The sequence below is a fragment of the Marinospirillum minutulum DSM 6287 genome (assembly GCF_000422325.1).
Lineage (GTDB): Bacteria > Pseudomonadota > Gammaproteobacteria > Pseudomonadales > Halomonadaceae > Marinospirillum > Marinospirillum minutulum.
On record NZ_AULO01000010.1, the window covers coordinates 93,859 to 116,818 of the forward strand.

The following is a 22,960-nucleotide window of genomic DNA, read 5'->3' on the forward strand; positions in this document are numbered from 1 at the left end:
AGGCTATTGCAGAACAAAAAAAAGCCTCCAATTAAGAAGGCTTTTAGTTTAGTAGTTAAGAGTTAAAACTCTTCCCACTCATCATCGCTTTGGCGCTTGAGTGCTGGTAAGGGTTTACCAGTTTTTCTTGGTGCTTCAACTGGTTTTGGCTTAGGTGCTGGTGTTTTAGCTTGGTTAGCCGCTAACTTAGGCTGTGCTCCACTCGGCTTTTTGTTTTGCTTGGGTTGGCTAGCTGCATTGTTAATACGAAACTCTGCTACTGCCTTATCTAAAGCAATAACTTGTTCTTCTAGTGATTCAGCTGCCGCTGCCGCTTCTTCAACAAGCGCTGCGTTTTGCTGGGTTACACCGTCCATCTGCATTACTGCTTGGTTAACCTGCTCTATGCCTTGGCTTTGTTCGTCTGAAGCTGCTGAAATTTCGCCCATAATATCGGTTACACGTCTAACAGAACCAATAATTTCTTCCATGCTTTCGCCAGACTCATTCACCATTTGGCTAGTCGCACTAACAATTTCACCATCTAGCTTAATTAAGTCTTGAATTTCTTTAGCTGCTGCGGCAGAGCGTTGTGCTAAGGAGCGCACTTCACCTGCAACCACTGCAAAACCACGCCCTTGTTCACCTGCTCTGGCAGCTTCAACTGCTGCGTTTAATGCCAAAATATTAGTCTGGAAGGCAATACCATCTATAACACTAATAATTTCACTCATTTTATTGGCACTAGCAGACAGCTCGTTCATTTTGGTTACTGTATGACGAACCTTCTCACCACCTTTAACCGCTTCTTCATTAGCTGCGGCTGAAAGCTGGTTAGCCTGACGTGCGTTGTCTGCATTTTGTCTAACGGTAGAGGTTAATTCTTCTAGGCTTGCGGCGGTTTCTTCAAGGCTAGAAGCTTGCTCTTCTGTACGCTGAGATAAGTCTGAGTTACCTGCAGCAATTTCACTAGAGGCTGTACCAATACTACTAACCGACGCTTTAATACCGCTGATTAACTCATTTAAATGGTCAACCATTTCTTGCAAGGCTACAGCTAAACCACCTATTTCATCGGAGCGGCGCAGGTGTTTAGGGTCTATACGCTGAGTTAAGTCGCCTGCGGCTATGGCTTTGGCAAAATTCACCCCATCAATCAGTGGGCGGGTAATTAAGCGAGACAAAATCATGCCTAGCAGCAAACCTATAACGATGGCGACAAATACACCTATAGTAATAATTTTGATGCTCTGGTTTTGTGTCGCAACCATTTGTTGAGCACCTTCTTCTGCTGCTCTTTCTGCCTGACTAATAACTTCCTGACCTAAAGAAGCCATACGTGGCAAAATTTCTTTAGTTAGCTTGTCATCATTTTCTATCCAGGCAGCAGCGGCTGAAAAGTACTCATCGGTCGCTGTTCTTGCTTCATTAACCGACCTATCTATACGATTTGGGTCTAGCTGATTAAAGTAGCCTTCTAATTTTTTGCGTAGCTCTAACATACTGTTGTAATGCTTACGGTCGGCATGAATGCGTTCTTCTTTTTCATTACGCATAATTTCTAATGCAGTTGTCCAAACACCTAAAGCTGCACTTGAAGCTTCTCTTTGGTATTGGTTCTCTGCTAACTCTGCAACTTTTAAACCATTTTTTATCATTAGCTGTACTGCAGCTTCGTTAGCCTGCAAAGCTTTAACACCAGCATCATAGCCTTTACGGTATTCGTTAGTGCCAGTACGTGCTGTTTTGGAACGGTTTAATAGCCCCTGATCTTCGCTTGTAGCATCTATTTTATCTAGCGCACCTAGAATGACATTCATGTTGTTTAGGGCGCTTTGATGTATTTCTTCTTTACCTTCTAAGAGGTAATTTTTTTCATCTAAAATGGTTAGGTAGGCATAGCGCTCTACCTGTGTTGCTTGCAACAAGCCTTCGAACTTATCGCGTATTTCGTTTAGGTTCATTATTGCAGTAACACCTAGCAAGCTTAAAATAGCTAAAACAGCTACAAAGCCTGCCAAAATTTGCTTTCCTAGCGTCCAGCTAAAAATTCCTGATGGTTGACTACTTTTATTCATCTTCACTTCTCCGCTCAGCAAGTCAAACCGTTTAATGCTTTAGCATCCGGCTTACATAATGCAATAATACTTAACTTAAGTAAGAAATATCAGCATTAAATTACATTTTATGCATAAATGTTTTTTTCCTCAAAACCTAACCTCTAGCTTAACCCTAAAACCAACGACTAGGCAGGTAACTAACCAACAATCATGCTAAAGTTTACTTTTCTTATTTTTGCTGGAAAACACCATGAAAGACTTAAAAATCAGTGAAGGTACTCGGGTTGTACTTCATTTTGCATTGCTTTTAGAAGATGGCGAAGCTGTAGATTCTACTTTTGATAAAGAACCAGCAACACTAACCTTTGGTGACGGTAATTTGCCCGAAGGGTTTGAGTCTTGCCTCTTAGGTTTGCAGGCGGGCGATATAAAGAGCTTTACAGTGCTTCCAGAAAAAGCCTTTGGTCAGCATAACCCAAGCAATGTGCAACAGTTTGCGCGTACTACCTTCACTAATATTGATGAACTGGAAGAAGGTATGATTATTGGTTTTACTGATAAGTCTGGCGGCGAGTTACCCGGCGTTATTGTTGAAATTAATGACCGTCAGGTAGAAGTTGACTTTAACCACCCGTTAGCAGGACGCACGCTAACCTTTAAAGTTGAAATTGTGGATGTAACTCCAGCAACGCTTCAGTAATACAGGTAGAAATAAACTATGAACAAAAGCATTCAGTTAGCAAATCCTCGGGGCTTTTGTGCCGGTGTTGATCGTGCCATTGAAATAGTTAACCGAGCGCTGGATGTGTTTGGACCACCCATCTATGTTCGCCATGAGGTGGTTCATAATCGGTTTGTGGTGGAAACACTACGTGAGCGAGGTGCGGTTTTTGTTGATGAGCTGCATGAAATTCCTGATGACGTTATTGTTATTTTTTCAGCTCATGGTGTTTCTCATGCCGTGGAACAAGAAGCTGAACAGCGTAACTTAAAGGTTTTTGATGCTACCTGCCCACTCGTTACCAAGGTGCACATGGAGGTACTAAGGTACGCGCGTTTAGGTCAAGACTGCGTGCTTATTGGTCATGCAGGTCATCCTGAAGTTGAAGGCACTATGGGGCGTTATGATACTAGTCATGGTGGGCATATTTATTTAGTAGAAAGTGAAGCTGACGTTGCCAGCTTGGAAGTAAATAACCCTGAAAACCTTGCCTATGTAACGCAAACAACTTTATCTATGGATGATACCGCTCGGGTTATTGATGCACTGCGCCAGCGCTTTCCTAAAATAACCGGCCCACGTAAAGATGACATTTGTTATGCCACTCAAAACCGTCAAGATGCGGTTAAAACCTTGGCAGAAACTTCTGATCTAGTCTTGGTGGTGGGGAGTCCTAATAGTTCTAACTCTAACCGCTTACGCGAATTAGCGGAGCGTATGGGTGCTAGGGCATTTTTAATTGATGGTGTTAACGACCTTCAAAAAGAATGGCTAGACTCTGCTGAACGCATAGGCATTACGGCTGGGGCTTCTGCACCAGAAGTGCTGGTTGGTGATGTCATTAAACAGCTAATTAGCTGGGGTGCCAAGCCGCCCTTAGAGTTGCCTGGCCGCCCAGAAAACATTACTTTTTCTATGCCAAAAGAGTTGCGTTTAACACCTATAGACTAGCTTTTAAGCTTCTTGCTTACTTGAATATCCCAAAATAGAAAAGGTTGAATTTTCTTTAGCATCGCCTGATTAAGCATTTTTTGAATTGCATAATCAGGGTTGCTACTGTCCCTTCTAGGTGGCGGTAAATAGCTTCGCCCATCTGCACCCCGAAGAGCCGCACATACAGGCTCGTTAATTTTTACACCTCGCTCAATAACAACGGCAGTATCACCATTGGCTAGAGAAACTAGGCTAGCTGGCGGATATATACCTAATTGGCTTAAAAACACCTGCCCTAGTTTTTTATCAAGCAGCTCTTGTTCTTCACCCAACATTTCTCGCATTGCCTGACGTGGCGTTAATAAGGGCCGGTACTCTCTCCAAACTGTCATAGCTGTATAACTATCCGCTAGGGCAATTAAACGTGCTGCAAGGCTAATTGCATCGCCTTGTAGTTTTTTTGGGTAGCCAGAACCATCTAACCTTTCATGGTGCTGCATAACTGCTTCTAGCCACAGCTCATTAGTTACCCCTAAGCTTTGCAGTAAAAATACTGATTTTTCTGGGTGGGCAAAAATACGGCTTTTTTGAATAGTATCTAGGGGTTTTTGCTGACTATTCAGTTTTTCTTGTAGCTCCAACATGCTTATATTAGCTGTTAAAGCTGCACTAACAGTCGCTTCTGCAACCTCTGTTGGCAACTTAAGCTTTTCTGCAACAACGGCTATTACTACCGCACAGCGTAAGCTACTCATTAAGCTGACAGAAGGTAAGTCTTTAGGCCAGTGTGCTGCACCTAACAAAGCATTAGGAGCGGCTTTGGCAATTTTTAATAATTCTTTAGCTATACGAACAACCGTTGACTCAACCGCTGAGGGTTTACGTCCTTCGCTTAAGTCTTTTGTAATTTTAAATAAACTTGAATAAAAAGCTTCTAAATCTAAAAAAGGGTTAACTTCTGAAGTGTAGCTTTGCCCTTTAAAATCTGGTGCTGTTCCATCACGGGTAATTTCTTTTTCATCAGGATCGTAGTAGCCCATCATCAATAAAGATTCTGTTTGTTGCTTGCTCTCAACTAAAGACCCACGTGACAGCAGTAATACTCGGTTACGAGTATAGATATTCAGTGGCACCCTATCCCCTACAATTAATTGCCTTGGCTGCACCTTGCGCAGTCTGACCATTATGCCTCCAAGCATTTTTAGATTTATTTGCAACAGATTAACTAACAGCCACTTTAGCCCGCCTTATTCATGAGATATAGCTGAAAAGCGGGTGTGGCTTTGGTATGCTGTTGAAATATAACAAGTTCCGGCAAGAACGGTTTGTCTCAACAACCAAAGCCACGGGTGAAACTATACCACCATGAAAACCTCATTCAATGCCTCCGTGAATCTTTCGCTCACCAGTCAGATGCGTACCGTCATTCTGCAACGCGCTCTGGGCTGGAGTGCTCTGCCGAACAGTTGCTGGATCTGTACCGCAAAAGAGGCAAGGCCGAAGCCCATATGGGCGAGTTAAAATCCACCCTGGATCTGCACCTGCCTTCAACCAATCGAGGGGCATCAACGGTTCAGCAGGTGATGGCCCGTAATCAGGTCAACCTGCTGCTGAATCTTTACGCCTATCAGCTGATGCACAGCCTGCGCTACCTGATGCAAGAAAAAACCGGCAAGGGCTGGAGCCTGAGGCGTCTGAGAGAGCAGCTGCTGAAAGTGGCCGCCACCCTGACCGTTCATGCCCGGCAGATCAAGGTCAATCTGGGTGCTGCCGCCAACAAGTGGTGGCCGATCTTGCTGGAAGCCCTTTACCGACCGCGAACAGAGTAGCTGACATCAGCTGGCATCGAGGCAGTTATCCACAACGCATTATCGGCAACAGCCGAGAATCACGGCTGCCTGTGAGTCGAAAATCAGGCTCAGGAAAGCTGGAAAGTGACAAAAAATCAGTTAAAAAGGCCACATAGGGTCGCTGGTAGCAGGGTCAAACAGCGGTTCGGAGAGGCTGATTCACAGCCTCATGAATAATGCGGGGTAATACCCTTCCATTAAGCGACCCAAGTTGTCGCCTCGCTCCATTACTCTGCCGCTATATCTAAAGTTGTACCTTATTAAGCCAATTACATGTTTATTTGGTTGCCATTTTTGGTTAGTCTGACAAGCGCCGAGACATGGAGAAGAGGAATGTCGGAAAACAAGGATACCCTGCTCAGGTTACTTGCTACCCTGCAGCTGATCCCACGCCACCCAGGACGTATTGCAACCACCACATTGCAAGACAAGCTGGCTGACCGTGGCTTTAAGATTGATCTGCGATCTTTACAGCGCGACCTCAAGGATAAGCTATCCAGCCATTTTCCTTTGCACTGTGATGAATCTGTACGCCCCTACCGCTGGAGTTTTGTAGCCGATACCCAGATCAACTTGCCAGAACTGGATACCCCTGCAGCCCTGACCCTGTGTCTGGCGGAAGAGCAACTCTGAAGCCTGCTGCCAGCCAGCGTTGCTGATCAGCTTAAACCTCAGTTTCAGGCCGCCCGCCAGCATCTCAACAGCCTTGAATACAACCAGCTGGCAGACTGGGCAAAACGCGTCAGAGCACTCCCCAATGGCAAAGCACTGATACCTGCCCCACTGAATGACGATGTCTGGGCAAGAGTCAGCGAAGCACTGCTGCATCAAAAACAGTTACAAGTCACCTATTTAAGCCGTGCCCAGCAACAAGCCAAAACCTTTACCCTGCACCCGGTCGGGCTGGTATCCCGTTATGCACTCAGTTACCTGATTGCACAGGTGGAAGGTTATGACAACCTGCGCCACTTTGCCCTGCACCGTATCCAAACCGCTGTTCTGCTGGATCAAGCCAGCAACCACCACCCGGACTTTGATCTGGATGCATACATTCAAAGCGGTGCCCTAAGCCTGACTACAGAAGATGGCAGCACCCTGCTAGTGGCCGATGTTCACCCACAACTGGCTTGGATACTCAGGGAAACCCCGCTCAGTACAGAACAAACCCTGACCCCGATTGAAAACAGCGACTGGGAACGATTGGAAGCCAAAGTGCTGCAAGACAAGGAAACCCTGTGGTGGGTTTATGGCCTGAACGACAAAATTCACCTGCATCAGCCTCAAGCCTGGGTGGAAGAAATCAAACAAACCCTGAGCCAACTTAATAGTTTTTACGGCACAACAGAAGGAGCGGCAGAATGATCAAGCCTCAGCCTTTTGAACTGATCTGCAAACAATGCGGCTGGAGCAAAACCTTTGCCCCGAGAAGCGATGTGTTCATGCCAGGACACGACTATGTAAGCAATTGCCCCAAGTGCGGGAATAGTGAGTTGGAACATAAAGCAGCAGGGCCAGTGAAAGGCTTGCTGGCAGAGTTGCAGGCGCAGCTTAAACATCAATGAACACTGTTGACAACCATGTACGGGATACACGCTTCACATACAAATTACATTGAGAGAGTGAAAAATGCACCAACTTAATATTGATACTTTACGAATGGAAGCCAAGCGCCAACTGGCACAATTGAAGAGCCTATTAGAAAAAGCACAACAAAAAGGATTGGTAGATGAACCCGCAGCTGATGACCACAATCGCGCAACCTTTGACACCCAATCAATAGCCAAAGTACTGGAAGTTCTGGATGGTGAGAGTTACAAGCTTGATCACCTAGACATGGTGCTGGCTGTAGTTGGCACCATGAAGGCGGGCAAGTCCACCAGCATCAATGCCATCGTCGGTGCAGAAGTACTTCCAAACCGTAATCGCCCAATGACTACGCTGCCCACACTAATTCGACATACACCAGGTGTACTGCAGCCTCGTTTGATTTTTGAAAAGATACAGCCGCTCAATGAGCTGCTGGTTGCATTGTCTCAGGCCATCAAGTCGGCAAATCCAGAGGCTCTGACGGAACTGCAAAACGACAAAGATATGAAAGAACTCTTGATACAAATTCGACAGCAGAACTTTTTTGAGTCACAGCATGAGGGTGCTGAAAATATTTTCCGATTCCTTAAAAGCCTCAACGACCTAGTTCGTCTGTGCTTTACATTGAAAGCCACGTTTCCTTTTGATGCTTATGCAACAGTAGAGGCCATGCCTGTAATTGAGGTTGAGTTTTCACACCTTAAGGATACGCCTGTTACACAGGGGCGACTGACATTACTGGATACCCCCGGCCCCAACGAAGCAGGACAGCAGCATTTGCGCCACATGCTCAAAGATCAGTTAAAAAAAGCATCAGCAGTATTAGCTGTACTTGATTACACCCAACTCAAGTCTGATGCAGATGAACAGGTGCGTGAGAACCTGATGGAAATCTCCTATACGGCCAAGGATAGGATGTATGCGCTTGTCAACAAATTTGATCAGAAAGACCGAAATGGGGATGATGAGCCGGCAGTGAAGAAGTACGTAGCGCAGACACTTATGAAAAATGTTATGGCTGAAAGCTCTGTATTTCCTGTTTCTTCCAAGCAAGGGTACCTGGCCAGTCGAGCACGAAATGAGCTTGAACGGAATGGTAAGCTACCGAACAACGAGTGCTGGGTTGAGGATTTTGGTAAAGAAAGATTTGGAGGTATGTGGGTGGATTTTATTAATGATCCACAAATGGTTAAGGCTGGAGCAGACAAACTTTGGCAAGAGTCGGGCTTTTCTATTCCCTTAGAACAAGTTATTTTTGAAGCTCACCGTAATGCTGCTATGGAAGCATTACGTTCAGCTGCCTCTAAACTGGACAACTTTGCCAAAGATACCGGTAACTTCTTTAAAGCCAATGTTGGCTCCCTAAAGAAAAGTGTTGCAGAGCTCCAGAAAAATATCGACCGACTCCAGCAAGATATTGAAAATATAGCCAAAATAGAAGCATCCACTGAAGATGCGCTCAAGGGTATATTGAAAGGCACCCAAAGAAAAATAGAGACTGCTGCTGCAGAAGTTCAAAAAGAAGTAACTGAAAAAATAGAGAGTTACTTCAAGGAAGGGAAAACTGCCGAGTCTGATAACCTTCAGAAAAAAGATCAAACCAAAGGTTCATCGAACTCCAAAGAAAAAACAACTCCCATCAATGGTTTTTTTGGTGTTGCATTCGCTTCAATTCTAGGTAATAAGAGAGAAGAGAAAGACCCTACACTTGACTTCGATCCAAGCAGTCCGATTATCAAACTTGATGATCGGGCCGAAGCTCAAGACTTCATTAAGCGCATTGAAAGCTCCATCAAAACCCTCATGGATAAGGCGGAAAGTGATTGCAACTCCTGTATTCAATCTGGAATAGATAATTTTTCAAGTGAGTTCGAAGGTCATCGCATTGATGCACTTGAGAAAATAAAAGAATCAATAAAGCGAAATCTAGATGATTTCGATATTATGGTTAATCTGCCGAATACTGAGAACATAAAAATCGACTCTCCTGTTTCCAGCCTAATGAAAAATGCCATCATGGAAAAAACAAGAACTGTAACTAAACACAGGAGGCAGGATGGGTTATGGGGGACTATTTGTAGGGTGTTTGATACAGATCACTGGGGGTGGGAGTCTTACCAGGATAGTGAAAACTATTTTGAGATAGATATTATACAAATAGACAAGTCAACAAGGCTGGCTATTGATGCAGTTTTTGAGTCCGCTAATGATATCTTAAATAAGGATATTTATCCTCAACTGCAAAATGGAGTGGAAGATTTTTTTTGTGCGTTTAGGAAGAGGGTAGAAAATATCCGTGGTGATCTTATTGCTGGTGTCCAAAAGCATAGCTTAGATCATGCAAGAAAAGCAGATATATTAGCAGTATCATCAGAAATGGCAATTGAAGCAGCTGCCTTGGAAAAGGACTGCATAACTTTAAATGACTCCGCTGAAACACTGCGCTATAAAGAAAGCCCATCCTCAACAAGGATTGAGGTGCAGGTATGAGTAATGATCTTGCACCCATCACGCCAAACTCAACTCTTTGCCAAACACTAAGCTGCTTGCAGGAAAAGTTTGTGGTGGATTTTGCCAATGGTATAGATGTTACGCGCGATCATATACGTGTGCAGCGTCAACGCACAGGTTTTTTTGCACGAATGTATGATGGCTTTACAGGTAAAGGTGCTCGCAGGCAGACCGAAATTAATGCCAGCTTAGTTGATGGTGTAGAAGCATCATTGAAGTGGCTAACTGAGCTTACTGAATCCATGGCACAAAGTAATCTGGCAATCACACAGGTCAACGATCGCGTGTCAATCTTGAGTGGAAGCATGGTCGAGCTAAGCCATTACAGTATCGACACACGAGAACAGCTGCAAGAAATGGCTTACCGATTGGATAAACGAATGCATGATATGGCACAAGAAATTTCACGCATCGACTTCATTCAAAAAGCAAAACTAAATATAGATATTACATTCAGTAAGTGGGAAGCAGGTCATTTTTCTGTATTATCGCCTGCAGGTCGCTGCTATGCTGCCATGGAAGAACTGCACTGGGGGTCTTTAGGTGATTATTGTCGCTGCTTAGATAATCCAGCGCACCAGCGCAGAGAGTTCTTGCAGTTGGTGATTGATCGTTCCACAAAACAGCTGGCAGTGGATGCTGCTGTCGAATTACAAACACCAGCGGAAATGGCAACTGTCTGGCTGGCTGCCCCATCTATCTCACGCAGTAGTAATGGTATTGACATGCCGCAAGCCTTGTCTTGGCTAGCTGATCAAATGACCATTGATAGTACACCCTTTATATATAGCGCAGCACATATAACTAAAAATTTACCAAGCAAGGTGCCTTTAATAGCACAAGCTAGGCGTATTGCAGAAGCAATGACACATGAAGTCTTCCCATTGGAGACACTTGATGCCTGACACTACAGTTTTTTCTGAATCCCCTTCTACAGGCCTTGTACTCTCCGGCGGTGGGGCAAAAGGTGCTTACCAAGTGGGCGTGCTAAGGGCATTAACCGAACTAGATATTCGTGTAGATATGGTAGCTGGTGCAAGCATTGGTGCATTAAATGGTGCCGTATTAGCCTGTGCACCCTCGCTGCCTGTAGGGGTACAGCGTCTTGAAGAGTTATGGATTAGATTATCAAAGGAGTCGCCACTTCAAACTAACACACCGCAATACTTTAAGCTGTTGGCAGCAGCAGGACTGACTCTGGGCACACCCCTTTTATCCAAACTATTAATGACTTTGGGTGCAACAAGTAGTGACTCATTACTATCTGATCAACCTTTGAAGCGACTAATTGATGAATACTTGGATATTGAAGGTCTGATGCGTGGTCTTCCACTGTATGTCTCTGTTTATGAAACCCTAGGTGGTATGACTGATATACTACGCTGTGTTTTAGCTGACACTGGATTGGTCGATACGCCGCCCTCGGACTTTATGCATGTGCAAGCATTACCAGACGACGAGCGCAAAGATGCTTTGCTTGCATCTGCTGCTCTACCGTTATTGTACCAAGCACGCCAGATAGGTGGAAAAAAATATACAGATGGCGGGCAAGGCGGATGGCAAACCTCGCAAGGGAATACACCGATAACGCCTTTAGTCAAAGCTGGCTGCCAACAAGTTATCGTGACGCACCTGAGTGATGGATCGCTATGGAGCCGCCATAATTTTCCAGATACAACAATCCTCGAGATACGTCCTCAATCTAACATTACTCAAGGTAGCGAATTAAAAGCATTACTTGGCTTCGATGGAGCAAGCATAACCAGACTGATGGAACAAGGCTATCATGATACACTTCACTGCATATGTCGCGTTACAAAAGCATCTAACTCACGCAAAGCTCTCCAACATTCGCAGCTTCTTCTCGATAGCAGCTTAAAGCGAGGCATTAATCAGGATGCTGATCTGCTCAATGCAATGGAAAAAATACGACTCAGTAATCAGAACAGTCCGAATAAATTTATAGCTGCATCTGAGATCAGCACTAATGAAAAGTAGACCTCATGTGACAAAACTCACCAACCACAAGCATGGGTGGAAGTAATCAAAAAGACCCTGGAAGTTACAGCAGAATAACTTTACTAAACATATACGCCTGCTTAATCCATCGAATATACGCAGAGCGTGGGGCAGCTACCATCGGTTTGATGAAATGATGGATACCGTCATTGCCAGACTGCAATCCAGTAGCTTCATCGAGCAAAAAAATCAATCCAATGATCCCGTAGTCCAACGTCTGGAGCGTCTGCAAAGCTTGTTCGATAAAGGATTGGTAAGTGAAGCTGAGTTTGAGATGAAACGAAGCCAGCTGCTGAATGAAATCTAAAAACTCGATAAATCAGTAAAGCGACTCAACCTGACGCTTGCATGGTGATAATCAGATCTACAACATGCAAAAAAGGAGTATCACCATGAGTCAATTTTCTTCCTGTACCCTGGCTACACTGTTTGGCGCTGCTGTTGGCGCTGGCGTGACTTACATGCTGTTAAAAGACAAGGATGAACTCGCAGAGCATTTTGATGAAGGAATGCAGATCATCGACAAGGTTGCTGAGGACTTGGAAGAACGAGTCACAGAGTTTTTTGATTCTGTCGAAAAGTCCTTTTCATCTGAAACAGATAGCAAGGACGTAACTGACACAAAACAATCTGACGACAGCACAAGCACTGTGGAGGTTAGTGATACCGGCGCTGATCCTAAACCAGCCGTGTGATGCTTTTATTACAGGGTATAAACAAAAACGGAAAGACATTTTTCACAAATATTGCTTAATGGAGAAGGTTCAATGAAAAGTTTTTTCAGAATTAATTTCGGGGTTCTGTTATTTTCGTGTGTATTTTTTTTGGTCGGATGCAGTAGTGGAGCGCCAAGCGGTACAGACTCGGACGTAAAGGAACTTGTCTTACAAATCGCTAAGGATGAAATACGTGATCAGATTGCACCTTTGATGTATCAGAAGGTAACAAATGTTCCGGTCGGTATGCTGGGAATGAAAATAACTTACGACACTTTAGTGCAGGAAAAAGATAAAGAAAAGGTGCCAGAAGTTTTAAAGGCAATAGATGCTGCAATGGGGGAGATGGCTATCTCCCTGGAAAATATTCGACCTGAGTCCGTTAATGACGAGCTAAAGAAATCAGAGAGTTCGGCCGATCTGGTGGTTAATGGGGAAAAGAATCCAATATCTTATACAGCACAATTTAACTCTGATGGTGATCTTTATGTGGAAGTTTATGGGCTTAGGTGATATCCAGAACGCTATCAATGAACAATCTTAACAAGTTAATTGGATGAACTATATGAAGGTGGTCTGAGCTGACAGCTCAGACCACCTTCATTAAATCCAGTTGTTGTAAACTGTACAATTAACTTATGCAGCCAACACGATTGAGGGTTAATGATGTCAGAAGATAAATTCAGCTCGGCTTATTCAGATAGCAGTTTTTGGGAGAAGGTTAAGGGTTATGCAAAGGTGGCTGGCGAGGGTGTTTTGGAGCCAGCATTAAAAATGTATTACGCCGCCTTGGATGCAAATACACCAGCTTGGGCTAAAGCAACAATAATTGGTGCTTTAGGCTACTTTATTTCACCAGTCGATGCCATTCCTGATATTGTTCCAGTGGTCGGCTATTCTGATGATCTTGGCGTTTTGGCAGCCGCACTTGCCGCAACAGCCGCGCATATTAAAGATGAGCATGTAAAAAAAGCAAAAGAAACATTGGCGCAGTGGTTTTCGTAAACGATTACTGCAGAACCTTTTTTCGGCACAGCGTTACAATTAATTTATTGGAACAGGATCAAGGATTACAATGGATATTAAATTTTTAAACCCACTTGCAAAGCCAGCCTCAGACTTGCTGATTGAAGGTATGAAACAGTTAGGTCGGGTACAAGGTGTCGTTCATGATGCATTTGAAGCAGAAGTGGCGGGTGAAAAAGGCTTCATCGTTTGGGACAGCATCATCATGAATGAAGTTTATTTCATGCCTAACGATAACAAATTGACGATTCAATCTTTCTTGATAACCATGGCTTGTACTGGTCAAGCCCAAGTGGACACTTTTAATTGATAATTTTCATACTCAACTGGGGTCATGTCACCATTAGATGTATGAAGCCTTTTTAGGTTGTAATATTTCATATATGCACCAACATCGGCTGCCATAGATTCGTAAGTTGGGTGTTGAGCTTTGAGTATCCAGTCGTGTTTTAAGCTACCAAAAAAGCGTTCAACAACGGCATTGTCCCAACAAGCACCAACATCACCCATCGACTGCAAAACAAGGTTGCTTGTCATGCGTTTGTTAATAGACCAGCCGATGATTCGGCGAGAATACAAGTCCATAACAACGCTTAAATACATCCAACCTTGCCCAGTTCTTAAATAGGAAATATCGCCTGCCCATACTTGATTAGGTTGAGCTGGATTAAAGTCCATATTAATCAGGTTAGGTGCCGCTAAATGGCGCTCGTCACGCTTGGTCGTTACCTTGTAAGCCACGCGCTGGCGTACCACCAAACCTAGCTTACGCATGATTGTGCGTGTTTTATAACGGCCTATAAAATAACCTTGTTTACGCAAAGCTTTCATCAACTCACGGCTTCCTAAGCTGTAACGACTTTCTTTAAATAGTCGCTTAGCTTCACGGTATAACATCAGCGTATCTTTAGTAATAAGCTGTGCTGGGCGCTTTTCCCAAGCATAATAGCCTGAACGACTTAAGCCTAAAGCTTTGCAACACAGACTTACTGAGTAGCCTTCTTGCACCTTGGAATGAACAAACTTAAAACTTATTTCATTTCCCTGGCGAAGAAGGCCGATGCCTTTTTTAAGATGTCTTTCTCAATCTTTAAACGCTTATTTTCAGCACGGAGCTTTATCAGTTCGGTACGTTCGTTGTCGTTCAGCAGGGTGCCTTTAACTTGCTCTTCTTGTTGATTCTTCCAATTATAAATCTGGTTGGGGTTTACCCCGACCGCTTCAGCTGCTTCACTAACGCTGTAACCCTGATCATTGACTAGAGATACCGCTTCTTCTTTGAACTCTTTAGAGTAGGTTTTATATTTACGTTTCTGATTCATCGTTCACCTCAAGCTAGACTGGGTCTATTGTCTCTCATTGAAGTGTCTATTTGAATTAGACCAGAACAAGTAGCCATGTTGATGAGTTTTAAAATTAATTTTATTAAAGGTGAGTAAAGCATGAGAAATATTTTTATTACGATAGAGGGTGTTGACGGTGTTGGGAAGACTGCAACTGTAAAATCTCTTGCTGAATTAATGGGTGCTACTGTAATTCAGACGCCATCGATTAAGTTTTTAAATGAAAGGGCTGTTTTGGAAAGTGAGTGCATTAAAAGGGATAAGTTTTTATTTTATTCTAATGCAATAATTGATCAGCAGAGCGAGATAGACAATCTTCTTAATAGTGGTATTGTTGTATGTGATAGATATATTCACTCTACGTTTGCTTATCAGTCAGATGATTTTAGTGACAAGTCTTCACAGATAAATACTTTTTTTGAAAAGATAAGGCGTCCGGATTATTCTTTCTTGTTGACTGCTGAAAAAAAAGAAAGATTGAATAGGATAAAAAGCAGAGAGATGCAGGCGGGCTTTGTCAATGATATGGATTATCGCTTTGATGTTATAGATGATGCGGAAGTGAGATACTTGAGTATGAGTGATTTAATACATGTTGATACAAGTGGCAAGAGTATTGATGAGGTGTGTAGCTTTATTTTAAAAAGGATTGACTTATGATTGAAAGAATTTCTTTTGAAGATATATTAAAGATTGCTGATTGGTGGAAAGAGTCAGGAGGGTCATCAAAAGTTGAAATAGCTGCGCTAGAGCCTACTTTGTGGAAAGATGGAGATCGAGATATATGCGACATTGTAAAGTATCTGAAAGAAAATGGTTTTATAGTGTCCATAACAACCAATGGCTCCACATTATCTAAATACAGTAAGTCAATCAAAGAAGCAGGAGTTGACTTGTTGAGAATTAGCTGGCACTCTCTCGATGATGATGTTTTTAAAGATATAACTGGAGGCGGCAATCAAGAGATTGTGGTAAGAGGGTTGCTAAAATCAATTGAACTTGGAATAAATGTAAAAATAAATCGTGTGTTGCTGAGAGGGTATACAAAAGATATTAGGGATAAGGTGGGTTTAATTGATAAATACAAGCTCAAAATAAAGCTCCTGGATCTTTATTGGACTCCTTCTAGTAATGACTTTTATGAAAAATATTACATTTCTCCTCAGGAAGTTATTTTGAATGAGTTGGACGGTTTTTATTTGGAGAAAGTAGATAATATTGAGGCATCAGGAAGAAGTAGAGTAACTTATAGAACTAAGAATGGTGGAGTTGTTGAGTACAAGGTAAAGGAGAGCGCAGAAAAAAATCATGAATACTGTAAGGAGTGCAAGTTTAAGGATGAGTGCTTAGAAGGTTACGGAGACTACTTTAGAGTTTTCCCAGACTCTTCTGCATCACTGTGTTACTTGAGAAAAGACTTGGCAACTTATGATTACAGCTCAATCTTTAAGGAAGAAACACCACTCAGGTTTGTTCTAGAAGGTAGGTGCAATTTTAATTGTGGGTTTCCTGGTTCAAAGACATCCTGGTGTTTAAAGCAAGGGAGAGGGTTTTCTTTTCCAAGTAGAAAAGAGGTAATAAAAATTGAATTATAAAAATGAAAAAATTGCAGTTTTAGAAAAAATAAAAAAAAACTTGCTTGAGTCAATAAATCAAGCAAAAAGATCAATTTCAGACGCTCAGTCTGAAGCAAATTATCATGTGGGAGCTATGCAGAGTCGCTATGATACGTTTAAGGAAGAAGCGCAGTATTTGGCAACTGCTCAAAAAATTAGACTAATCGAGCTTGAGAATAGTTTTGCACAATGCGAGATTATAATAAAGAAGATTTTGAGTGAAAGCTTCGTTTTCAAAAAAGTTGAGCTAGGAGCTTTATTTACGGTCAGTAGTAGTGATGGCGCAAAAAGCTACTTCATAGTTCCAACCTCAACTGGTGAGGTTGAAAAATTATGCGGACTAGATGTTTTTTGTATAAATATGAGCGCACCAGTAATAAAAAAATATATTGGTCTTGTTGAGGGAGATGAGCCAGAAGATAGTGAAAAAGAAGAGTATATCGAGTCTATTTTTTGAACGCGCCATGCCTTAGTAGTCGATAGGGAGTAATTTATTAAGGGGGCGCGAGACGCAAGAACCACTGTTGCAGGCCTCATTTTTGCATGAAAAATTCACTGAGATGGAAGTGACGGGTAAAATAATTAACGCTCCAAGTTTAAATGATGTAATTTATCTGTAAATACCCCATTTATAACACAGTCATCTCGTAGAGAATTTATGCCGCATTTCGGTACTCTAACGGCGTCATGTCATTCAGTGAGTCGTGTGGTCGTTCAGTGTTATATAACTCAATCCAGTCTTCGGTTATTTGCTTTACCTCATTCAGGTTGTTGAAAATATATAAATCCAGTACATCATCACGATACGTTCGGTTAAATCGCTCAATGTATGCGTTCTGGTAAGGGCAACCAGGTTTGATGTAATCAATCATAATGCCATGCACTTTTGCCCAGCTGGTGAAGACTTCTGAGGTAAATTCACTGCCGTTATCAACGCGAATTTTCTCAGGGTAACCGTGCCATTCAGCCAGTTGGTCCAGATAACGTATTACACGCAACGATGGCATACTGGTCGCGATATCAATGCCGAGTATTTCACGGTTAAAATCATCAATAACATTGAATGTCCGAAACCGGACTTTGTTGTGTAAGCTGTCGCTCATAAAGTCCATTGACCAGCACTTACCCAGCGCACTAGGCGCAGCCAGAGGCTCAGGGTTGCGGTTAGGCACGCGTCGCTTGCCTTTGCGCCGCAGGTTCAGTTTTAACTCAGTATAAACACGATATACTCGCTTGTGATTCCAGCTGTGGCCTAGCTTGCGAAGACGTTTGAAGCACTTAGGAAAACCCCAGCGATGATGCAGCATCACTGAAAACAGGTGCTTGGATACCATTCAATGTATGAGAATAAAAGAGTCTGGGCGTTCATCTACAGGACAGCATCAAATGCTAAGGTCGGAATCAACATCACCAGACTCACCGGAACAGAGGTAGCTAACCTCAGCTCCAAGAGAGATACAAGGTCGTCCATCTGATGAACTGCGAGAATGATGCCATGACCTGAGCTATCAGGCCGACAGCTGGGCAAACCCGCGCAGGGTGGTACTGGTCGTTCAGGAAAAGCCCGATGACCTTTTCCTGCACGCCTTCTTCATCGTCACCAACCTGCAGGAATATGAGTGCTCTGCCGAAAAGTTGCTGGATCTGTACCGCAAAAGAGGCAAGGCCGAAGCCCATATGGGCGAGTTAAAATCCACCCTGGATCTGCACCTGCCTTCAACCAATCGAGGGGCATTAACGGTTCAGCAGGTGATGGCCCGTAATCAGGTTAACCTGCTGCTGAGTCTTTACGCCTATCAGCTGATGCACAGCCTGCGCTACCTGATGGAAGAAAAAACCGGCAACGGCTGGAGCTTGAGACGCCTGAGAGAGCAGCTGCTGAAAGTGGCCGCCACCCTGACCGTTCATGCCCGGCAGATCAAGGTCAATCTGGGAGCTGCCGCCAACAAGTGGTGGCCGATCTTGCTGGAAGCCCTTTATCGACCACAAACAGAATAACCACCGTCAGCAGGCAGTCAGGCAAGTATCCACAAGGGGTTATCGGCAACAGCCGAGAAGCTCGGCTGCCTGCGAGTCGAAAATCAGGCTCAGGAAAGCTGGAAAGTGACAAAAAATCAGTTAAAAAGGCCAGTAAGCTCAGTAAAAAATGAGTATCAAAACATAGGGTCGCTGGTAGCAGGGTCAAACAGCGGTTCGGAGAGGCTGATTCACAGCCTCATGAATAATGCGGGTTTAGATGTATTGGGCTGGATCAATAGCCATAACTGGTAGTAAAAACATATAAATTTTCAAAAGTTTTTTAACGACTTAATTTGCTATGCTCTAGGGCAGAAAAGTTTACCCCGATTAAGGAAGTAAGATGACTGCTAACTCACCTAAACTCATGCCTATTGCTCAAGCCTTAGAACAAATGCTAGAGCAAATTACACCCTTACAACAAACCAAACAACTGGCATTGCTTAAAGCCAACCAACGTATTTTAGCAGTTGATCAGTTAGCACCCATCAATGTACCTCCTGCAGATAATTCCAGCATGGATGGTTATGCCTTAGCTTTTGCTGACAGAGGAAAGTCCTTAGTTGTTTCACAGCGCATTACTGCTGGTAGTAGCCCCAGCCCTTTACAAGCTGGAACTTGCGCTCGTATCTTCACTGGAGCTGAAATTCCAGCCGGTGCAGACACAGTTGTTATTCAAGAAAAAGTAACGCTTGATGATGCAGCTAAGGCAAAAATACCTGCTGACTTAACGCTTGGACAAAATGTACGCCCACTTGGACAGGATATAAAGCAGGGCGATTTAGTTATAGCCGCAGGTACACGCCTTGATTACCGCCATCTAGGGTTACTAGCCAGTATAGGTTTAGCTGAAGTGCCTGTTTTTCGCCGACCCAAGGTTGCCCTGCTAGCCAGTGGTGATGAGCTAGCCAATGCAGGTGAGTCACTAAAGCCTGGTCAAATTTACAATTCTAACCAACCGCTTTTAACTAGCCTATTAGAAGACCTAGGTGCTGAAGTTATTCATGCTGAAAAACTAGCCGACACCCAAATAGCCACTGAACAAGCCCTAGCCCTAGCAGCCGAACAAGCAGACCTTATTTTATCCACAGGCGGTGTATCAGTCGGCGAAGAAGACCATATTAAACCAGCGGTAGAAAAGCTAGGAAAGTTGGGGTTATGGCGTATTGCTATGAAGCCGGGCAAACCTTTAGCTTTTGGTGAAATTAAGGGCGTACCTTTTCTTGGTTTACCGGGTAACCCCGTTGCTGTTTTTGTGGGTGCAAAAATTTTTCTAAGTCCTCTATTAGCAAAACTTAGCGGTGCTTTATTTGAACCACTAGAACCTGCTTTGCAAAAAGCAACAGCCCTGTTCACCGCAACAACTCAAATACGCCAAGAGTACTTAAGGGTTAGAGCTACAAAAGTTAAGGGTGAATGGCTACTAGAAGCCTACTCTAATCAAAACTCTGGTGTTCTTAGCTCTGTTGTTTGGGCAAATGCACTGGCTGTACTTCCTCCTGATAGCAATATTAAGCCGGGTGACAAGGTAAGTTTTATGGAAATTAATTAAACCGCTATTCACCTTGGGCTAACTTGCTGAATCCGCTAGAATAGCGCCCCGCGTTTCTATACCTGTCGCTTTTAGGAGCTTTTTTTGATGTCTGCTACTTCTGCCCAACACCCTCTATTTATTCCTGGCCAGCGCTGGATCAGCGATGCTGAAATTGAACTAGGTTTGGGCACCATTTTGCAGTGTGATAAACGCAGTGTAACCCTACTTTTTAATCACAATGGTGAAACACGAACCTATTCCACATCTACAGCACCTTTAACTCGTGTAGTGTTTAGTGAAGGGGATCAGGTTACGCATCAAGATGGTTGGAGTATGCGAGTAGCAGCAACTGAATCCATTGACGGCCTGCTTATTTACCTTGGCTCTAATAAAGAGGGCGAGCCACTTGAGCTAATGGAAACCCAGCTAGCGCCACAAGTTCGCTTCCAAGGCCCTAGAGAGCGGCTGTTAACTGGCCAAATCGACCGCAATAATGAATTTATGTTGCGTGCCCTTAGTCGCCAAGCTCAAACCCGTTTAGCTAAAGACCCTTTACGTGGTTTGCGTGGCCCTAGAGTGGGGCTTATTCCTCATCAACTTTACATTGCTCATGAAGTGGGTCGCCGCCTTGCACCTAGAGTTTTGTTAGCCGATGAAGTGGGTTTGGGTAAAACCATTGAAGCGGGTTTAATTCTGCACCAACAGCTAATTACTGGCCGTGCACGTAGAGCCTTAATTTTGGTTCCCGGTAGTTTATGCCATCAGTGGTTGGTTGAATTGCTGCGCCGTTTTGGTTTGCCGGTTACTTTAGTCGATGCTGACCGTGCCCAAGCCACTGGTGCACCTTTTGCTGATGCCACTATCGCCTTAGCGAGTATTAATTGGTTAACACATGATGAACCAGCAAAGCAGCAAGCACTTGCTGAAGATTGGGACTTGCTCATTGTTGACGAAGCCCACCACCTGCGCTGGTCGCCTAATGAAGCCAGCCCTGAATACGAGTGTGTGCGCCAGCTTGCAGAACCTATCCCCGGCTTATTATTACTTACCGCAACACCTGAACAATCAGGCGAGGCTGGATTTTTTGCCCAGTTACAACTCCTAGATCCTGCACGCTACCCCAGCCTAGAACAATTTTTAGCTGAAGAAGAAGGCTACCGCACCTGTGCCACAGCCATAGCCCGATTAGAAGCCCAGCAACCACTTGAACCAGCAGACTTAGCCGCCTTACAAGAACGCTTAAGTGGCGATAGTTTGGCACTGTTAGACTTATTGGACAATCCACAAAGTGACGATGCCCAGCGTGATTCAGCCCGCCAACAGCTAACCGAGCAGCTATTAGACCGCTACGGTACAGGACGCGTGTTATTCCGTAATCGCCGCGCCAGCGTACCAGGCTTTCCCGAGCGCAAGGTTTTCCCTGTCGCCTTAGATTGCCCAACCGTTTATAAAGAAGTATTAGATGAATACGATGAGCCACATAAACAAATGATGGCTTCTGCCTTAACAGGACAAGACTGGCCCTATGCAGGCCTTTATCCTGAACGCCTTTATGCAATTCAAAAACGTGAAGAAGGGGATTGGTGGAACTTCGATCCAAGAGTAGATTGGCTGCTAGAGAAACTAAGCGAGCTTAACAATGAAAAAATTCTGCTTATTTGTGCACATGCCGATACTGCCCTTGATTTAAGCGATGCCCTTCGTCGTAGAGCAGGTATTTTAGCTGCAGTTTTCCATGAAGACATGCCACTGATTGAGCGTGACCGTGCAGCGGCTTGGTTTGCTGACGATGAAGACGGCGCACCCATTTTAATTTGTTCAGAAATAGGTAGTGAAGGACGCAACTTTCAGTTTGCTCACCACCTAGTTTTATTTGATTTACCTGCCCACCCAGATTTATTAGAACAGCGCATAGGGCGTTTAGATCGCATAGGTCAAACGGAAACGGTTAAAATTCATGTGCCCTACCTAACCAATACGCCGCAAGAACCTTGGCTAGCTTGGTGTGGCGAAGAGGGCTTAGACCAATTCAGTCACCCTCGCCCTGTGGGTGCAACCCTTTGGCAGCAATACCAAGAAGAGCTGCATAATTTATTAGAAGGCATTTTAGAGGTTGACGACTTTTTACCTGAAGTAAAAGCTACACGCCAAGCAGCAGAAATAGAACTAGAAGCAGGTCGTCATCGTTTATTAGAACTGGCTTCGCATCGCCCTGAAGTTTCAGCCCAGCTAGTTGAACAGCTAGCCGATGATGAAATGGACAAAGAGCTAAGAAACTACCTAGAGGTGGCACTGGATGTTTACCGTATTCAAAATGAAGACCTAGATGCCAATACTTGGTATTTAAAGCCTGGGCAAGAGTCAGACACGGCTATTTTTACTGATGTGCATTTTGATATGGAAGAAGGCAGTTCAGGTACTTTCTTGCGTGACAAAGCCTTGGCGCGTGATGACTTGCACTTTCTTACTTGGGAACACCCCTTAACACGCAATTGTTTAGAGGCTGCTACCAGCACAGTACAGGGCAATGTCACTGTGGCTCTGTTAAAAAATCCCGCTTTACCCGCAGGCACACTGCTAATTGAAGTTTTCTTTTGTTTGGAAACTTCCCAGCAAGAAGGTTTAGATATAAACCGTTATTTACCTCCACTAAGCCTACGTTTACTGCTAGATGGTCAGGGCAATAATCTAAGTAGCAAGGTTAAATTTAAAGGCTTATCGCGCCAGCTAGTTAGAATGAAAAAAGGATTAGCACGTGAAGTAGTTAAGTTACGTAAAGACCAGTTACGCCAGTTGTTAGACAAAGCAGAAACCCTAGCCGAAGAAGAGCTACCTTCCATGCTAGAGCTAGCACAACAAGACATGCGTGACCTGCTAGATCCTGAAATTGCACGCTTAACTGCTTTGCAAAAAAATAACCCAGCTGTACGTAACGAAGAAGTTGAGCAGTTAGTAGAACAACGCAAACAGCTAGATTCCGCCTTAAATGCTGCTAGCCTAAGACTGGATGCCCTCAGAGTTATTGTTGCTGGTGGACAAGAGTAGAACG

Annotated in this window: 20 protein-coding genes and 4 pseudogenes; 20 read left to right on the forward strand and 4 right to left on the reverse strand. The window is 43.9% G+C overall.

Translation table 11 applies throughout. The features are described from left to right. Window positions 1-62 precede the first annotated feature (62 nt). The gene (locus H571_RS16165; RefSeq protein WP_051168135.1) at window positions 63-2,057 is read right to left on the reverse strand and encodes a methyl-accepting chemotaxis protein; all 1,995 of its coding nucleotides are present in this window, start codon (window positions 2,055-2,057) and stop codon (window positions 63-65) included. Between the two features lie 232 nt (window positions 2,058-2,289). On the opposite strand from H571_RS16165, the gene fkpB reads away from it, so the two are divergent. Next, the gene (gene fkpB, locus H571_RS0103980; protein WP_027848184.1) at window positions 2,290-2,739 is read left to right on the forward strand and encodes an FKBP-type peptidyl-prolyl cis-trans isomerase; all 450 of its coding nucleotides are present in this window, start codon (window positions 2,290-2,292) and stop codon (window positions 2,737-2,739) included. Window positions 2,740-2,757: 18 nt separating this feature from the next. Then, window positions 2,758-3,711, forward strand: a complete 954-nt coding sequence (ispH, locus tag H571_RS0103985) for a 4-hydroxy-3-methylbut-2-enyl diphosphate reductase (protein WP_027848185.1) — start codon at window positions 2,758-2,760, stop codon at window positions 3,709-3,711. Here ispH and H571_RS15445 read toward each other — a convergent pair. Next, entirely contained in the window at window positions 3,708-4,877 is a 1,170-nt protein-coding gene (locus H571_RS15445) for an HD-GYP domain-containing protein (RefSeq protein WP_051168136.1), read from the reverse strand. The genes ispH and H571_RS15445 overlap by 4 nt on opposite strands. Before the next feature lie 219 nt (window positions 4,878-5,096). Between H571_RS15445 and H571_RS0103995 the strand changes: the two are divergent. The 12 genes and pseudogenes from H571_RS0103995 to H571_RS0104045 form a co-directional block, all read left to right on the forward strand. Next, window positions 5,097-5,522: pseudogene (locus H571_RS0103995) on the forward strand (transposase); the annotation flags it as partial. Window positions 5,523-5,876: 354 nt separating this feature from the next. Beyond that, the gene (locus H571_RS15990) at window positions 5,877-6,176 is read left to right on the forward strand and encodes a hypothetical protein (RefSeq protein ID WP_211219754.1); all 300 of its coding nucleotides are present in this window, start codon (window positions 5,877-5,879) and stop codon (window positions 6,174-6,176) included. Window positions 6,177-6,326: 150 nt separating this feature from the next. Further along, the gene (locus H571_RS14135; RefSeq protein WP_281167269.1) at window positions 6,327-6,905 is read left to right on the forward strand and encodes a helix-turn-helix transcriptional regulator; all 579 of its coding nucleotides are present in this window, start codon (window positions 6,327-6,329) and stop codon (window positions 6,903-6,905) included. Further along, window positions 6,902-7,105: a hypothetical protein gene (locus H571_RS0104005; protein WP_027848187.1), complete on the forward strand. Its 204-nt coding sequence runs from the start codon at window positions 6,902-6,904 to the stop codon at window positions 7,103-7,105. Before H571_RS14135 ends, H571_RS0104005 begins: the two co-directional genes overlap by 4 nt. A 64-nt stretch (window positions 7,106-7,169) precedes the next feature. Then, window positions 7,170-9,620: a dynamin family protein gene (locus H571_RS14140; RefSeq protein WP_051168137.1), complete on the forward strand. Its 2,451-nt coding sequence runs from the start codon at window positions 7,170-7,172 to the stop codon at window positions 9,618-9,620. Next, window positions 9,617-10,546 carry a diguanylate cyclase regulator RdcB family protein gene (locus tag H571_RS0104015; RefSeq protein WP_027848188.1) on the forward strand — a complete coding sequence of 310 codons (930 nt, stop codon included), beginning with the start codon at window positions 9,617-9,619 and terminating at the stop codon, window positions 10,544-10,546. The genes H571_RS14140 and H571_RS0104015 overlap by 4 nt, the downstream gene beginning before the upstream one ends. Beyond that, complete coding sequence (locus tag H571_RS14145) at window positions 10,539-11,639, forward strand: patatin-like phospholipase family protein (protein WP_051168138.1); 1,101 nt, start codon at window positions 10,539-10,541, stop codon at window positions 11,637-11,639. The genes H571_RS0104015 and H571_RS14145 overlap by 8 nt, the downstream gene beginning before the upstream one ends. A gap of 154 nt (window positions 11,640-11,793) precedes the next feature. Continuing rightward, complete coding sequence (locus tag H571_RS15715; RefSeq protein WP_084482660.1) at window positions 11,794-11,967, forward strand: SHOCT domain-containing protein; 174 nt, start codon at window positions 11,794-11,796, stop codon at window positions 11,965-11,967. An 85-nt stretch (window positions 11,968-12,052) separates the two neighbouring features. Beyond that, window positions 12,053-12,355 (forward strand): YtxH domain-containing protein, encoded by a 303-nt coding sequence (locus H571_RS0104030; protein ID WP_027848189.1) that lies wholly within the window; start codon window positions 12,053-12,055, stop codon window positions 12,353-12,355. Window positions 12,356-12,427: 72 nt separating this feature from the next. Then, window positions 12,428-12,889: a hypothetical protein gene (locus H571_RS0104035; protein ID WP_027848190.1), complete on the forward strand. Its 462-nt coding sequence runs from the start codon at window positions 12,428-12,430 to the stop codon at window positions 12,887-12,889. 150 nt (window positions 12,890-13,039) lie between these two features. Next, complete coding sequence (locus H571_RS0104040; protein WP_211219755.1) at window positions 13,040-13,381, forward strand: YkvA family protein; 342 nt, start codon at window positions 13,040-13,042, stop codon at window positions 13,379-13,381. A gap of 70 nt (window positions 13,382-13,451) precedes the next feature. Beyond that, the gene (locus H571_RS0104045; RefSeq protein ID WP_027848192.1) at window positions 13,452-13,712 is read left to right on the forward strand and encodes a hypothetical protein; all 261 of its coding nucleotides are present in this window, start codon (window positions 13,452-13,454) and stop codon (window positions 13,710-13,712) included. Here H571_RS0104045 and H571_RS0104050 read toward each other — a convergent pair. After that, window positions 13,685-14,724 (reverse strand): annotated as a pseudogene (locus H571_RS0104050) (IS3 family transposase). The gene H571_RS0104045 and the pseudogene H571_RS0104050 sit on opposite strands and share 28 nt — an antisense overlap. A gap of 120 nt (window positions 14,725-14,844) precedes the next feature. On the opposite strand from H571_RS0104050, the gene H571_RS0104060 reads away from it, so the two are divergent. From H571_RS0104060 to H571_RS0104070, 3 genes are read left to right on the forward strand one after another with little or no spacing between them, the layout of a single operon-like run. Beyond that, the gene (locus H571_RS0104060) at window positions 14,845-15,405 is read left to right on the forward strand and encodes an AAA family ATPase (RefSeq protein WP_027848195.1); all 561 of its coding nucleotides are present in this window, start codon (window positions 14,845-14,847) and stop codon (window positions 15,403-15,405) included. Then, entirely contained in the window at window positions 15,402-16,340 is a 939-nt protein-coding gene (locus tag H571_RS0104065) for a radical SAM protein (RefSeq protein ID WP_036217533.1), read from the forward strand. The genes H571_RS0104060 and H571_RS0104065 overlap by 4 nt, the downstream gene beginning before the upstream one ends. Further along, window positions 16,330-16,818 carry a hypothetical protein gene (locus H571_RS0104070; protein ID WP_027848197.1) on the forward strand — a complete coding sequence of 163 codons (489 nt, stop codon included), beginning with the start codon at window positions 16,330-16,332 and terminating at the stop codon, window positions 16,816-16,818. Before H571_RS0104065 ends, H571_RS0104070 begins: the two co-directional genes overlap by 11 nt. Before the next feature lie 199 nt (window positions 16,819-17,017). On the opposite strand, the pseudogene H571_RS14150 reads toward H571_RS0104070, so the two are convergent. Continuing rightward, window positions 17,018-17,653 (reverse strand): annotated as a pseudogene (locus H571_RS14150) (IS3 family transposase); the annotation flags it as partial. Window positions 17,654-17,822: 169 nt separating this feature from the next. Between H571_RS14150 and H571_RS15720 the strand changes: the two are divergent. From H571_RS15720 to rapA, 3 genes and pseudogenes are all read left to right on the forward strand, one after another. Then, window positions 17,823-18,359: pseudogene (locus tag H571_RS15720) on the forward strand (transposase); the annotation flags it as partial. A 361-nt stretch (window positions 18,360-18,720) separates the two neighbouring features. Continuing rightward, window positions 18,721-19,929 (forward strand): molybdopterin molybdotransferase MoeA, encoded by a 1,209-nt coding sequence (locus H571_RS0104090; protein ID WP_027848200.1) that lies wholly within the window; start codon window positions 18,721-18,723, stop codon window positions 19,927-19,929. A gap of 87 nt (window positions 19,930-20,016) precedes the next feature. Beyond that, a complete protein-coding gene (gene rapA, locus H571_RS0104095) occupies window positions 20,017-22,956 on the forward strand; it encodes an RNA polymerase-associated protein RapA (RefSeq protein WP_036217538.1) in 2,940 nt (979 codons plus the stop codon). Window positions 22,957-22,960 lie beyond the last annotated feature (4 nt).

Coding starts and splice junctions, on each gene's coding strand:
- fkpB (WP_027848184.1), top strand. CDS start 2,290: ATGAAAGACTTAAAAATCAGTGAAGGTACTCGGGTTGTACTTCATTTT.
- H571_RS0104035 (WP_027848190.1), top strand. CDS start 12,428: ATGAAAAGTTTTTTCAGAATTAATTTCGGGGTTCTGTTATTTTCGTGT.
- H571_RS14140 (WP_051168137.1), top strand. CDS start 7,170: ATGCACCAACTTAATATTGATACTTTACGAATGGAAGCCAAGCGCCAA.
- H571_RS15445 (WP_051168136.1), bottom strand. CDS start 4,877: ATGGTCAGACTGCGCAAGGTGCAGCCAAGGCAATTAATTGTAGGGGAT.
- rapA (WP_036217538.1), top strand. CDS start 20,017: ATGTCTGCTACTTCTGCCCAACACCCTCTATTTATTCCTGGCCAGCGC.
- H571_RS15990 (WP_211219754.1), top strand. CDS start 5,877: ATGTCGGAAAACAAGGATACCCTGCTCAGGTTACTTGCTACCCTGCAG.
- H571_RS0104045 (WP_027848192.1), top strand. CDS start 13,452: ATGGATATTAAATTTTTAAACCCACTTGCAAAGCCAGCCTCAGACTTG.
- H571_RS0104060 (WP_027848195.1), top strand. CDS start 14,845: ATGAGAAATATTTTTATTACGATAGAGGGTGTTGACGGTGTTGGGAAG.
- H571_RS0104005 (WP_027848187.1), top strand. CDS start 6,902: ATGATCAAGCCTCAGCCTTTTGAACTGATCTGCAAACAATGCGGCTGG.
- H571_RS0104030 (WP_027848189.1), top strand. CDS start 12,053: ATGAGTCAATTTTCTTCCTGTACCCTGGCTACACTGTTTGGCGCTGCT.
- H571_RS0104065 (WP_036217533.1), top strand. CDS start 15,402: ATGATTGAAAGAATTTCTTTTGAAGATATATTAAAGATTGCTGATTGG.
- H571_RS15715 (WP_084482660.1), top strand. CDS start 11,794: ATGATGGATACCGTCATTGCCAGACTGCAATCCAGTAGCTTCATCGAG.
- H571_RS0104090 (WP_027848200.1), top strand. CDS start 18,721: ATGACTGCTAACTCACCTAAACTCATGCCTATTGCTCAAGCCTTAGAA.
- ispH (WP_027848185.1), top strand. CDS start 2,758: ATGAACAAAAGCATTCAGTTAGCAAATCCTCGGGGCTTTTGTGCCGGT.
- H571_RS14145 (WP_051168138.1), top strand. CDS start 10,539: ATGCCTGACACTACAGTTTTTTCTGAATCCCCTTCTACAGGCCTTGTA.
- H571_RS16165 (WP_051168135.1), bottom strand. CDS start 2,057: ATGAATAAAAGTAGTCAACCATCAGGAATTTTTAGCTGGACGCTAGGA.
- H571_RS0104015 (WP_027848188.1), top strand. CDS start 9,617: ATGAGTAATGATCTTGCACCCATCACGCCAAACTCAACTCTTTGCCAA.
- H571_RS0104040 (WP_211219755.1), top strand. CDS start 13,040: ATGATGTCAGAAGATAAATTCAGCTCGGCTTATTCAGATAGCAGTTTT.